Origin of the sequence: Thermomonospora sp. CIF 1 (assembly GCF_001896795.1) — a bacterium.
Lineage (GTDB): Bacteria > Actinomycetota > Actinomycetes > Streptosporangiales > Streptosporangiaceae > Thermomonospora > Thermomonospora curvata.
Map to the genome: position 1 here is coordinate 450,825 of NZ_MOYN02000022.1, position 12,849 is coordinate 463,673.

Annotated in this window: 10 protein-coding genes; 9 read left to right on the forward strand and 1 reads right to left on the reverse strand. The window is 73.2% G+C overall.

The window, feature by feature from the left end; all coding sequences use genetic code 11:
- The first annotated feature begins 223 nt into the window (after positions 1–223).
- On the forward strand, positions 224–2,434 hold the full coding sequence (gene glgB / locus BUE48_RS17915) for a 1,4-alpha-glucan branching protein GlgB (RefSeq protein WP_286990599.1): 2,211 nt from the start codon (positions 224–226) through the stop codon (positions 2,432–2,434).
- Here the strand turns inward: glgB and BUE48_RS17920 are convergent.
- Positions 2,431–3,309, reverse strand: a complete 879-nt coding sequence (locus BUE48_RS17920) for an NUDIX hydrolase (protein ID WP_286990600.1) — start codon at positions 3,307–3,309, stop codon at positions 2,431–2,433. The genes glgB and BUE48_RS17920 overlap by 4 nt on opposite strands.
- Before the next feature lie 86 nt (positions 3,310–3,395).
- On the opposite strand from BUE48_RS17920, the gene BUE48_RS17925 reads away from it, so the two are divergent.
- The 8 genes from BUE48_RS17925 (at position 3,396) to BUE48_RS17960 (ending at position 12,695) form a co-directional block, all read left to right on the forward strand.
- Positions 3,396–4,841: a serine/threonine-protein kinase gene (locus BUE48_RS17925; protein WP_012853923.1), complete on the forward strand. Its 1,446-nt coding sequence runs from the start codon at positions 3,396–3,398 to the stop codon at positions 4,839–4,841.
- A 136-nt stretch (positions 4,842–4,977) separates the two neighbouring features.
- Entirely contained in the window at positions 4,978–6,210 is a 1,233-nt protein-coding gene (locus BUE48_RS17930) for a serine/threonine-protein kinase (protein ID WP_286990601.1), read from the forward strand.
- A 4-nt stretch (positions 6,211–6,214) separates the two neighbouring features.
- Positions 6,215–6,892 (forward strand): hypothetical protein, encoded by a 678-nt coding sequence (locus BUE48_RS17935; protein ID WP_286990602.1) that lies wholly within the window; start codon positions 6,215–6,217, stop codon positions 6,890–6,892.
- A gap of 111 nt (positions 6,893–7,003) precedes the next feature.
- Entirely contained in the window at positions 7,004–7,471 is a 468-nt protein-coding gene (locus BUE48_RS17940; RefSeq protein ID WP_012853925.1) for a PaaI family thioesterase, read from the forward strand.
- A gap of 65 nt (positions 7,472–7,536) precedes the next feature.
- Positions 7,537–9,249, forward strand: coding sequence for a signal peptide peptidase SppA (gene sppA, locus BUE48_RS17945; protein ID WP_286990603.1), 1,713 nt, complete (start codon positions 7,537–7,539; stop codon positions 9,247–9,249).
- Positions 9,234–9,746 carry a flavin reductase family protein gene (locus tag BUE48_RS17950; RefSeq protein ID WP_425358360.1) on the forward strand — a complete coding sequence of 171 codons (513 nt, stop codon included), beginning with the start codon at positions 9,234–9,236 and terminating at the stop codon, positions 9,744–9,746. The genes sppA and BUE48_RS17950 overlap by 16 nt, the downstream gene beginning before the upstream one ends.
- A gap of 223 nt (positions 9,747–9,969) precedes the next feature.
- Positions 9,970–12,570, forward strand: coding sequence for a class III lanthionine synthetase LanKC (lanKC, locus tag BUE48_RS17955; protein ID WP_286990604.1), 2,601 nt, complete (start codon positions 9,970–9,972; stop codon positions 12,568–12,570).
- Positions 12,567–12,695 carry a SapB/AmfS family lanthipeptide gene (locus BUE48_RS17960; protein ID WP_217265424.1) on the forward strand — a complete coding sequence of 43 codons (129 nt, stop codon included), beginning with the start codon at positions 12,567–12,569 and terminating at the stop codon, positions 12,693–12,695. The genes lanKC and BUE48_RS17960 overlap by 4 nt, the downstream gene beginning before the upstream one ends.
- Positions 12,696–12,849: the final 154 nt, after the last annotated feature.

Consider the following 12,849-nt stretch of genomic DNA (forward strand, 5'->3'; position numbering starts at 1 on the left):
GGCGCCCGGGAGCGCGCTCGTCCGAAACAATGCCGGGACCGGGGACGGCACGGGGCCGCACGCCACGCCGGCCTCCGCCCCGAAGCCGCCGAAAGCACCGGCCGGAACCGGCCGAAGAAATCGGCTGAAAAGGTTCATCGCCTCCGGGGTGAAACACCGCCGTCACCGGGCAGGCATAGGTTCTGGAGCAGGCCAGGCGGACCACAGGGAGGCCCAGATCGCCATGACAGGGGTGACGCGCGAGGACCTCGACCGGCTCGTCGGCGGGCACCACCACGATCCGCACTCGATCCTGGGAGCCCATCCCGGTCCCGACGGGGTCGTCATCCGGGCGCTGCGGCCGCTGGCCGAGCAGGTGGAGGCGATCTTGCCGGACGGCACCCGTCACCGGCTGCACCACGTCCACGAAGGGGTGTTCGAGGTCGTCCTCGAGGCGCACCGGGCCGTTCCCGACTACCGGCTGGCGGTGCGTTATGCCGGCGGGCCCGAGCTGATCCAGGACGACCCTTACCGGCACCTGCCCACCGTGGGGGAACTGGACCTGCACCTGTTCGGCGAGGGGCGCCATGAGGAGCTGTGGCGGGCGCTGGGCGCCCGGGTGCGTTCCTTCCCCTCGCAGTTCGGCGAGACCCGCGGGGTGTCCTTCACGGTGTGGGCGCCCAACGCCCGCGGGGTGCGGGTGATCGGCGATTTCAACCACTGGGACGGGCGGGCCCACCCGATGCGGTCGCTGGGCGCCAGCGGCGTGTGGGAGCTGTTCGTTCCCGGCCTGGGCAACGGCACCACCTATAAGTTCGAGGTGCTCGGCGCGGACGGCCAATGGCGCGGCAAGGCCGACCCGATGGCCCGGTGGACCGAGCAGCCGCCGGCCACCGCGTCCCGGGTGTTCGAGTCCTCCTATGAGTGGGGCGACGGCGCGTGGATGGAGCAGCGCGCCTCCCGCGACTGGCTGCACGAGCCGATGAGCATCTACGAAGTCCACCTGGGGTCCTGGCGCAAAGGGCTCGGCTACCGGGAGCTGGCCGAGGAGCTCACCGCCTACGTGCAGGAGATGGGCTTCACCCACGTGGAGTTCCTGCCGGTCGCCGAGCACCCCTACGGCCCGTCCTGGGGCTACCAGGTGACCTCCTACTACGCTCCCACGTCCCGGTTCGGCACCCCCGACGACTTCCGTCACCTGGTCGACCGGCTGCACCAGGCCGGCATCGGCGTGCTGATCGACTGGGTGCCCGCGCACTTCCCCAGGGACGAGTGGGCGCTGGCCCGCTTCGACGGCACCGCCCTGTACGAGCACGACGACCCGCGCAAGGGCGAGCATCCCGACTGGGGCACGCTGGTGTTCAACTACGGCCGCGCCGAGGTGCGCAACTTCCTGGTCGCCAACGCCTGCTACTGGCTGGAGGAGTTCCACATCGACGGGCTGCGCGTGGACGCCGTCGCCTCCATGCTGTACCTGGACTACTCCCGCAAGGACGGGGAGTGGACCCCCAACGTCTACGGCGGCCGGGAGAACCTGGAGGCCATCTCCTTCCTGCAGGAGACCAACGCCACCGTCTACCGGCGCTACCCGGGCATCATCACCGTCGCCGAGGAGTCCACCGCCTGGCCCGGAGTCACCCGCCCCACCCATCTGGGCGGGCTGGGCTTCGGCTTCAAGTGGAACATGGGCTGGATGCACGACACCCTGACCTACCTGCAGCACGACCCGGTGTTCCGGCACTACCACCACAACGAGATCACCTTCTCGCTGATCTACGCCTTCTCCGAGAACTACGTGCTGCCGCTGTCCCACGATGAGGTCGTGCACCTGAAGGGCTCGCTGCTGGCCAAGATGCCCGGCGACACCTGGAAGAAGTTCGCCGGCCTGCGCGCCTTGTTCGCCTACATGTGGGCGCACCCGGGCAAGCAGCTGCTGTTCATGGGCGGGGAGTTCGCCCAGGGCGGCGAGTGGGCCGAAGAACGCCCCCTGGACTGGTGGCTGCTGGACAACGCCGCCGAGGGCGCCGCGCACCTGGGCGTCCAAAAGCTCGTGCGCGACCTCAACCGCGTCTACCGCTCCTGCCCGGCCCTGTACACCATCGACAACGAGCCCGGCGGCTTCCACTGGATCGACGCCGGCGACGCCGGCCGCAACACCCTGTCGTTCCTGCGCTACGGCTCCGACGGCTCGGTGCTGGCCTGCGTGGTCAACTTCTCCGGCAGCCCCCATGAGAACTACCGCATCGGCCTGCCCCAGGCCGGCGGCTGGCGCGAGATCGTCAACACCGACGCCTACGAGTACGGCGGCAGCGGCGTGGGCAACATGGGCCATGTGACCGCCGTCGACGAGCCCTCCCACGCCCAGCCGGCCTCCGCCGTCATCCGCGTCCCCCCGCTGGGCGCCCTCTGGCTCGTCCCCGAAGAGTCCGCCCGCCCCCGCCCGACCGCGCGCTAGCCCGCCGCCGTCCGGGGGAGCTTGGACAGCAGCCAGGTGGGGCCGGTGCAGTGGGCGCCGGCGGCGGTGACGCGGTCCCGCAGGGCGCGGTCGGCGGTGACGACCAGGTAGGTGGCGTCGGGGGCGGGGGCGGTGACGATGTCGACGATGGCGTCGTCGCCGCTGCCGGGGGCGGCCACCACCCGCACGCCGGGGACCTGGGTGTCGGCCACGACGCGGGCGGCGCCCTCCACCACCAGGACGATCTCCGGGAACGAGGTGTCGTGGCCCAGCACCCCGTCGGGCAGGCCGCTGACGCCGGTGGCGGCCAGCACGGCCAGCTCGTCGCGGAGCCGGGCGGTGGCCCCGGCACGGTCGTGCCACCAGCCGTCGGCGCGCGAGCCGACCACGTTGGCGGCGTCCACCACCAGCACCAGCCTGGACATCATGGTGGCGAGCCTAGGCCACGACAGCGCGAACGGCTCGAACAGGCGCAGCGCGGAGACCTTCTCCAGCGGCACCCACATGGCCCGGCGGGTCTCGGCGGAGGCCGGGTGCACGGGGGGCATCCGGTCGGCGGAGGCGATCACCGCGGTGTAGCTCCAGCCGCCGTGGTCGTCGGCGCTGGTACCGTGCAGGCGCAGCGTGCCGGTGTCGAGCGTGCACTCTTCGGCGGTCTCGCGCAGCGCGGCGCTGATGGCGTCCTCGCCGGCCTTCCGGCCGCCGCCGAACAGGCACCAGGTCAGCGCGCCGTTGCACCACCAGGACCGCTGCTGGAGCAGCACGTGGGGGCCCCGCTCGGGGTGGTGGTGGAAGATCAGCATTCCGGCGGCGCCGTGCCGGCCCCAGTGCTGGTGTCCCCGGGCGCAGCGCGCCCAGCCGTCGCCGTCTGCCATGAAGGAGACCTTAAACGCTCGGGCCGATCGATACCGTAGGCGAATCGGGCGCAAAGCTCACGATCGTCCCTTGGAGGAGGGAGCCCATGCCGAGCCTGCCGCTGGAGGCCGACGACCCGCCCCGCATCGGCCGGTACCGGCTGACCGGCCGGCTGGGCGAGGGCGGGCAGGGCGTGGTCTACCTGGCCGAGGCGCCCGATGGCCGCAAGGTCGCGATCAAGGTGCTCAAGACCGTCTCGCAGGCGGCGCTCAAACGGTTCGCCCGGGAGATGGAGGCGGCCAAGCGCGTGGCCCCGTTCTGCACGGCGGCGGTGCTGGAGTCGTCCACGCAGGGCCGCCACCCCTATGTGGTCAGCGAGTACGTCGAGGGGCCGTCCCTGCAGCAGCGGGTGCGCGAGCGGGGGCCGCTGAGCGGGGGCGAGCTGGACCGGCTGATGATCAACACCGCCAGCGCGCTGACCGCCATCCACGGCGCCGGGGTCGTGCACCGCGACCTCAAGCCCTCCAACGTGCTGCTGGGCCCGGACGGCCCCCGGGTGGTGGACTTCGGCATCGCCCGCGCGGTGGACGCCGAGACCCACACCCAGATGGTCGGCACACCCGCCTATTTCGCCCCCGAGTGGCTGCGCGGCGAGCCGCCCACCCCCGCCTCGGACGTGTTCGCCTGGGCCGGGACGATGGTGTTCGCCGCCACCGGCCGCCCTCCCTTCGGCGCGGGCGGCGACCTGCCCGCCCTGCTGTACCGGATCGCCAACGAGCCGCCGGACCTGTCGGGGGTGCCCGAGCGGGTGCGGGGCCTGCTGGCCGAGTGCCTGGACAAGGACCCGGCGCGGCGCCCGACGGCGCGGAACCTGCTGATCCGGCTGGCCGACCCGTCGGCGGACGCCGAGTCCGCGGACGGCCGCCCGCAGGTTCCCCAGCCGCCGCCGGTCCCGCAATTCACGCAGCCCGACGGGGGCGCCGCGGCGGGACGGTCCGGCAAGGGCGCGGGACGGACCCTGGCGCTGGCCGGCGGCGCCGTGGCCGTGCTCGCGGTGCTCGTGCCGGCCGTCGCGTTCTCGCTGCTCAAGGGGGATCCGCCCGGCCCGGACCCCACGCCCACCGCCTCCGTCACCTCCGCCGGCACCACCGCGCCCACCGCTCCCGCCTCCGACGGGGGGACCTCCACGGCGACGTCTCCGGCCGGGCAGGGCGGCGTCACGATCCCGGCGGCCTTCGCCGGCACCTGGAAGGGGCGGGTCTCCCAGCCCTCGGTGCTGGGCGGCGAGCTCGCCTCGGACGTGACGATCGTGCTGCGGGAGGGCGCTTCGGAAGGGGACGCCGACTACCCGGGCTGGGGTTGCACCAATCGGCTCCACCTGTCCCGCAGTGACGGCTCGGTGCTGGAGTTCGACGAGACCGTGATCCGCAACACGGGCGGCTGCCGGGGCGGCGTGGTCAGGCTCACCCTGCAAGGCGACCGGCTCGATTATGAGTCCCCCGGCGACGGGCTCTTCAGCCAGACCTCGCGCGGGACACTGCGCAGGGGCTAGCAGTACGGTGAGAAAAGTCGTCATCGAGGGCGGCCATCGGCGGTTTTTCACCGTCAAAGGCTGTGACGGCACTGGACCCCGCCGATGCGGCCGGGCATCGGCCGGGGGTCGCTGACCGACGTGCGAGGAGATCGCCATGCCCACGCCCCTTGACGCAGGCCGAGACCCCCTCCAGATCGGCCCCTATCTGCTGCTGGAGCGGCTCGGCGAGGGCGGGCAGGGCGTGGTCTACCTGGCCGAGGCGGCAGACGGCCGCAAGGTCGCGGTCAAGACCCTCAAGCTCGAGGGCCTGTCGCCGGCCGACGACCGGGCGGCCCGCCGCCGGCTGGCCCGGGAGGTGGAGGCGGCCATGCGGGTCGACCCGTTCTGCACCGCCCAAGTGCTGGACTTCTCGGTGGAAGGGCCGCTCCCGTACGTGGTCAGCGAGTACGTCCCGGGGCCGTCGTTGCAGCAGCGGGTGGAGGAGGAGGGGCCGCTGAGCGAGGGCGGGCTCGTCCGGCTGATCATCCAGAGCGTGACCGGGCTGACCGCCATCCACAACGCCGGGATCGTGCACCGCGACCTCAAGCCGTCCAATCTGCTGCTGGGGCCGGACGGGGCGCGCGTGGTGGACTTCGGCATCGCCCGGCCGGCCGAGTCGCACACCCACACCAGGCGGCTGATCGGCACTCCCTCCTATTTCTCCCCCGAGCAGCTGCAGGGCCGTCCCGCCACCATGGCCTCGGACGTGTTCGCCTGGGCCGGGACGATGGTGTTCGCGGCGACCGGGCGGGCGCCGTTCGGGCACGCCGACTATGAGAGCCGGCTGCCGGCGCTGTTCCGGCGGATCGTGGAGGAGGAGCCCGATCTGCGCGGCGTGCCGGAGCGGGTGCTGCCGCTGCTGCGGCTGTGCCTGGACAAAGACCCCGAGCGGCGCCCGGCGGCCTGGAGCATTCTGGGGTGGCTGCTGGGTCGCAGCCCGGCCGGTTCCGACGCCCGGCCGCCGGATACGGCCCCGGCCGACAAGTTCACCCAGGAGGCCGCCAAGATTCTCGGCCGGGCGCCGCAGGATGAGCGGCCGCTGCAGCTCCCCCCGCCCGGCCCGCCGCCGGCCGGGCTGCAGGCGCCCCCGCAGGCCGAGCCCTTCCCGTTCCCCTTCGCCGGGCACGCGCAGGCTTCGCCGGAATACCGGCCCGTCCCGGCGAGCGGACACCGGGCCTCTTCGCCCCGCCGGCGGCGAGGGCGCCGCTCCCGGGGGCGGGCAGAGCCCGCCGGCCGGACACGAGCCCGCACCCGACCGCGAACCGGCGTCATCGGCCGAACGCAAGCCCGCCTCCACCACGCGCATGCCGACCCCGCAGGCCGAACGCCAGCCTGCGTCCGGCGGTGAACCGGTGTCATCCGCCGAACGCGAGCCCGCCTCGCCCACCGGGAGCAACGGCGCTCCCACCGCGCGCAAGCAGACCCCGCAGGCGGGAGGCGAGCCCGCCCCGTCCGGGGGCGGGAAGGCCTCATCGCGCGCTCAGGGCTCCGGCCCGTCCGGCACGCGCGGGTCCGCCTCGCCTGCGGGGGAAGAGACGGTCCCGCCCGCCGATGAGCGGACGATCCCGCCCGATGAGGATCCCGTTCCATCTCCCGAACGCCGGGAGGCGCCCAAGCCGCGGCGCAGGACGCTCGCGCTGCCGGCGGTGGCGCTCGCCGTGGCCGTGGTGGCGGGGGGCGGCTGGCTGGTGCTGCGTCCGGGAGGGGATTCCACGCCGCGCATTCCCGATCGGCTCGCCGGGACCTGGCGGGGGCCGGTCTCTGAGGGCGACGGTTTCACCAGCGCCACGAACGAGGTGACGCTGTCGCTGCCGGCCGGGCAGGAGACCGGGACGCTGAGCGGCAGCCGCTGCTCGGGGATGCTGCGGGTGGACCGGGTCGACGGGGACCGGCTGTTTTTGAAGTTCACCAGCGGTCCCTGCGAGCACGGGGAGGTGCGGGTGTACCCGAGCGGCGGCGGGCTGTATTACATGCTGCACGGCGGCGGGCACGACACCGGCGACGGCACGCTCCACAGATCAGGGCCCTGAGCTGCGCTTTCATCCGCAGGCCACGGAGCGCGCGTGACCAACGACACGATGCAGCGAAATTGAATGTCGTTCTAGTATTCGGCTCGGGTTTCCGTGTGGTGGGGGTGCTCGATGAGCGTGGAGTCGGAGCTGGAGCTGTGGAACACCCTGTCGGGGGCCGAGCTGATCAAAGCGATAGGCGAGGGCAGGTTCCCGCAGCTCACTCCGATCAACGACCACATCGGGCAGCGGGTCGTCGACGCCGAGCACGGCCGGGTGGAGCTGGCCTGGAGCCCGGAGGAGAAGCTGTGCAACCCCGGCGGCACCGTGCACGGCGGCTACATCGCGATGATCCTCGACAACGCCGTCTGCCTGGCCGCCTCCAGCACCTGCGAGTACTTCCTGCCGATGCTCACGCTCAGCCTGAGCGTGGACTACGTCCGTCCGGTCCAGGCCGGGCGGACCTACCGCGTCGAGGGCCGGTGCGTGCACCCGGGCCGCACCCGGATGCTGTCCACCGCCGCCGTCACCGACGCCGACGGCAAGCTGCTGGCCCAGGCCACCGCGAGCGTCGTCCCCAACCAGGCGTTCGTCCGCTGAGGTCCCGGCCGCTGCCGGCCGGAGGAGACTGCGGCCCCGGCGGGGAGAACGCATAGGCTGGGCCCATGGTGGAACCCGGCAAAATCGTCAGCATCGTCAAGCAGGCGCGCGACCGGCGCACGGCCCCGCTGGTCCTGGAGCTCGATCTGGCCGACGGGATCGTGGAGGCCGCCCCGGCCGACCCGCTGTCGGCCCTGCTGTCGATGCGCCGCACCCACCTGCGGGACGTGCTGGACGGGCTGCGCAAGGCCCGCGGCGACGCCCGGGTCCGCGCCCTGATCGTCAGGGTCGGCGGGACGATCGGGCTGGCCATGGCCCAGGAGCTGCGCGATGCGGTGACCGCGCTGCGGCAGGCCGGCAAGCTCACCGTGGCCTGGAGCGAGACCTTCGGCGAGGGCCGCCAGGGCAACGTCCCCTACTACCTGGCGTCCGCCTTCGACCGGGTCTACCTGCAGCCGACCGGCGAGGTCGGGCTGACCGGCGTGGCGCTGGAGGAGCCGTTCCTGCGGGGCGCCCTGGAGAAGGCCGGCATCGAGCCGCGCTTCGCCGCCCGCCACGAATACAAGACCGTGGCCAACATGTTCATGGAACGGGCCTACACCCCCGAGCACCGGGAATCCTCCCAGCGCCTGGTGGACTCGGCGGGCCGGCAGCTGGCCGAGGGCATCGCCCAAGGACGCGGGCTGACCGTGGAGCGGGTCCGGGAGCTGATCGACCGCGGGCCGCTGCTGGCCGCCGAGGCCCTGGAGGCCGGGCTGGTGGACCGGCTGGCCTACCGCGACGAGGTGTACGCCGAGGTGCGCGAGAAGGTCGGCGGCCCGGACGGCCGGGTGCAGCTGCGCTACGTCTCCCGCTACAACCGCACCCACGGGCTGGCCGAGCACCTGCCCCAGCCGGGCCGCCAGGACGCGGTCGCGCTGATCAACGGGCTGGGCCCGATCCGGCTGGGCCGCAGCGGCCGGGGCGGGCCGCTGCCGTCGCAGGGCCCGGCGATGGGCTCGGACACCATCGGGGCGGCCTTCCGCGCCGCGGTCCGCGACGAGCGGATCAAGGCCATCGTGTTCCGCGTCAACAGCCCCGGCGGCTCGGCGGTGGCCTCCGACGCCATCTGGCGGGAGGTCGTGCTGGCCCGGCGGGCGGGCAAGCCGGTGATCGTGTCGATGGGCGACGTGGCCGCCTCCGGCGGCTACTACGTGGCGATGGCGGCCGATGTGATCGTGGCCCAGCCCGGCACCATCACCGGCTCGATCGGCGTGGTGACCGGCAAGGCGGTCCTCAGCGGGCTGCTGGAGCGCATCGGCGTGGGCATGGGCAGCGTGACCGACGGGGAGCACGCCCTGATGTACAGCGCCATCAAGGACTTCAGCCCGTCCGAATGGGAGCGGATCAACGCCTCCCTGGATCACATCTACGAGAACTTCACCGCCAAGGTCGCCGAGGGCCGCGGCCTGAGCCGCCGGCGGGTGGAGGAGCTGGCCCGGGGCCGGGTGTGGACCGGCGCCGACGCCAAGGAGCACGGCCTGGTCGACGAGCTGGGCGGCCTGGAGCTGGCGCTGGAGCTGGCCCGCAAGAAGGCCGGGCTGCCCGCCGACGCCCCGGTCCGCACCTTCCCGCACCTCGGCCCGCTGGAGCGGCTGCGCCCGGCCGAATCCAGCGAGGACCGCGCCGCGGCGAGCGCGCGCTTTGACGGCTGGGGCTCGCTGGCCTCGCTGGCCGCGCGGCTGGGCCTGCCGGCCGCCGGGCCGCTGACCCTGCCGGGCAACTGGGAGATCCGCTGACCGGGCAGGCCCCTCCCGGGCCGGCGCCCGGGGAGTTCACCGACGCGCTCGCCGGGTTCGCCACCGGCGTGGCGGTGCTGACCGTCCGCGACGGACGCGACGACCTGGGCGCCACCATCACCTCGTTCATGTCGGTGTCGCTGGAGCCGCCGCTGGTGGCGGCGAGCGTGATGGCGAGCTCTTACCTGGCCGAGGTGCTCGGTCGGCGGGACCGGTGGGCCGTCACCGTGCTCAGCGCCGGGCAGCGGGCGCTGGCCGGGCGTTTCGCGGCGGCGGGCCGCCCCAGCGCCCGGCTGCTGCTGGCCGGCGAAGCGCACCACCGCGGCCCGCTGAGCGGCGCCCTGATCGCCGAGGAGGGGATGGCCGCGCTGGAGTGCCGGACCGTCGAGCGCGTCCCGGCCGGCGACCACCTGCTGGTGGTGGCCGAGGTGCCGGCGGTCGACTACGTGCGCTCCGATCTTTCCCCGCTGATCAGGGTCCGCCGCCGCTATCTGTGACCGGTTTTCTGCACGCTGCGTGACGCCGGCCGCCATGAAAGATCACGACATATCACGCCAAGACGCCGCCGGCCGCCCGTAAAAATCACCGAGCGCGAACTCCTCTCACAGGCCGGCCATTAATCATTCACAGCATATTCGTTACATCGGGTACTAGCAGGCGACCGCCCGATCTGCCAATCTCTTTCACGGAACACCTCAGCCCCCCGAAAGAGGATTCACGGTGGATCAGCGGTACGAACTCTTTTGCCTCGCGGATCGTTTTTTCTATGACGCTCCGAAGGTCACCGAGGCGGCCGAGTTCGACATCGCCCGCCGGCCTCTCCCCGAGGGCTGGACCCAGCTCCGCGACGGGGAATGGACGAACTACGAGCCGCCGGTGAACCGGATTCCCCTGCAGGGCTGGAAAATCCACGTCTCCGGCTGCACGGAAAGCGCCGAGACCATCCTGGACCGGGTCTGGGATTACTGCGTGCCGCGCGGAATTCCGTTCAAGCACCTGCGCGGCCCGGCCACTTTGCACCTGCGGAACGCCAAATACGCGCCGCGGGGCTCCAGCGGCAAGCTGGTCACCGTCTACCCGGCCGATGAAGAGGAGCTGGAGCAGATCCTCAGCGAGCTGGGCCCGCGGCTGGCCGGGCTGCCCGGCCCCTACATCCTCAGCGACCTGCGCATCGGCGACGGGCCCCTGTATGTGCGCTACGGCGGCTTCGCCCGCCGCCAGTGCGTGGACGAACGCGGCGAGCTGGTGCCGGCGATGGAGAACGACAAGGGCGAGCTGGTGCCCGACCGGCGCGGCCCGGTCTTCACCGTCCCCGACTGGGTGACCGTGCCCGCCTGCCTGCGGCCGCACCTGGCCGCCCGGGCCGCCACGACCACCGCCGGCCTGCCCTACCGGATCGAGGCGGCGCTGCACTTCTCCAACGGCGGAGGCGTGTACGCGGGCATCGACACCCGCACCGGCGCGCAAGTCGTCCTCAAGGAGGCCCGCCCGCATGCGGGGCTGGCCGCCGACGGCGCCGACGCGGTGACCCGGCTCCGGCACGAGCGGGACATGCTGCAGCGGCTGGCCGGCATCGACGGCGTGCCCGCCGTGCTGGACCACTTCACCCTCGGCGAGCACCACTTCCTGGTGCTGGAGCGCATCGAAGGACGCGCCCTCAACACCTTCTTCGCCGAGCGCCACCCGCTGCTGGACCCCGAACCCGACCCCGGCAAGATCGCCGACTACACCGCCTGGGCGCTGCGCGTCCACGCCGGCGTCGAGCGGCTGATCGACGCCATCCACGCCCGCGGCATCGTCTACAACGACCTGCACATGTTCAACATCATGGTGCGGCCGGACGAGACGGTGGCGCTGATCGACTTCGAGGCGGCCGCGCCGCTGGCCGAACGTTCCCGGCAGACCCTGGCCAACCCCGCCTTCCAGGCCCCGCCGGGCCGCTACGGCGCCGACGTGGACCGCTACAGCCTGGCCTGCCTGCGCCTTGCCCTGTTCCTGCCGCTGACCACGCTGCTGGTGCAGGACCGGCACAAGGCCTGGGAGCTGGCCGAGGCGATCGCCGAGCACTTCCCGGTGCCGCGCGGTTTCCTGCGCGAGGCCGCCCGGGAGATCACCCGGGACCTGCCGCCCCGTCCCGCCTCCGCCGCGCCGCGCTTCACCCCCGACGAGCCCGGCTGGCTGCAGGCCCGCGCCGCGCTGGGCCGCGCCATCTGCGCCGCCGCCACGCCCGAGCGCGACGACCGGCTCTTCCCCGGCGACATCGCCCAGTTCTCCGGGGCCGCGCTGGGCATGGCGCACGGCGCCGCCGGCGTGCTGTACGCGCTGGAGGCGACCGGGCTCGGCTGCGACCCCCGCCATGTGCAGTGGCTGGCCGACCACGCCGCCGACCCGCCCCGGGGCAGCGGGCTGGGCTTTTACGACGGACTGCTGGGCGCCGCCTACATGCTGGCCCGGCTCGGCCGCACCGACGCCGCCCTGCAGGCGGCCTCGCGCAGCCTGGGAGAACGGTGGGAACGCCTCGGTCTGGACCTGTACGGCGGGCTGCCGGGGTATGCGCTGGTGCTGCGCCACCTGGCGGACGTCACCGGCGAAGAGGCGCTGCGCCGGGCCGCATGGCGGGCCGCCGAGCTGGTGATGTCGCGGATGGAGGAGCTGAAGCGCAACAGGCCGGGGCTGCTGTACGGCGGCGCCGGGGTGGCGCTGATGTTCCTGCGGCTGCACGAGTGCACCGGCGAGAGCGAGCTGCTGGCGCACGCCGCCGCCGCGCTCCGCCACGACCTGTCGGCCTGCCGCACCACCCGCAACGGCTCCCTGCAGCTCGATGACGGCTCCCGGCTGCTGCCCTACCTCGACCACGGCAGCGTCGGCATCGGCCTGGTCATCGACGAGTACCTGGCCGTCAGCCCCGACGATGCGGCCGCCGCCGAGTTCGCCAAGGCGCGCGAGGGCATCCGCCTGGCGGCCAAGTCCCGCTACTACGCCCAGCCGAGCCTGCTGCGGGGCCGCGCCGGGATGCTGCTCTACCTCAGCCGGCAGGACCCCGCCGACCCGGCGGTGGCCCACCACGTCCGCAGCCTCGCCTGGCACGCCATCCCGTACGCCGACGGGCTGGCCTTCCCCGGCGAGCAGCTCTACCGGCTGTCTTGCGACCTGTCCACCGGCACCGCCGGCGTCCTGCTGGCGCTCGGCGCCGCACTGGCCGACACCCCGGTGGACCTGCCGTTCCTGCGGGCCCGCACGCACCGCCCGGCGGGAGCGGCCGACAGACCCCCCGTGCGAACCCCCACGGGGTCCACTTCGACCCGGTCTGAAAGGAGGTGACGGAGACAATGGCGATGCTCGACCTTCAGGGAATGACCCCCGAGTACGGCGGCGGTGACCTCAGCAGCGCGAGCCTGCTGCTGTGCGACAAGTTCAGCGCCTTCAGCACCCTGCTGTGCCTCTGATCGCTGATATTGCGGTGGCCGCGGGAGCCTTGCCCTCGCCTGTGGGCGGTGGCCGGCCCCGCGGCCATCGCGCCTTTTAAGCCCGGTGAGCGGGCCGACGCGCATCCCGCCCGTTCCGGGAAGCGCGGCCGGTCCCCGTGAACCACCGCCCCGC

Excerpts from the sequence above, each read along its gene's own strand:
- glgB (WP_286990599.1), top strand. The coding sequence starts at position 224 with ATGACAGGGGTGACGCGCGAGGACCTCGACCGGCTCGTCGGCGGGCAC.
- BUE48_RS17920 (WP_286990600.1), bottom strand. The coding sequence starts at position 3,309 with ATGGCAGACGGCGACGGCTGGGCGCGCTGCGCCCGGGGACACCAGCAC.
- BUE48_RS17925 (WP_012853923.1), top strand. The coding sequence starts at position 3,396 with ATGCCGAGCCTGCCGCTGGAGGCCGACGACCCGCCCCGCATCGGCCGG.
- BUE48_RS17930 (WP_286990601.1), top strand. The coding sequence starts at position 4,978 with ATGCCCACGCCCCTTGACGCAGGCCGAGACCCCCTCCAGATCGGCCCC.
- BUE48_RS17940 (WP_012853925.1), top strand. The coding sequence starts at position 7,004 with ATGAGCGTGGAGTCGGAGCTGGAGCTGTGGAACACCCTGTCGGGGGCC.
- sppA (WP_286990603.1), top strand. The coding sequence starts at position 7,537 with ATGGTGGAACCCGGCAAAATCGTCAGCATCGTCAAGCAGGCGCGCGAC.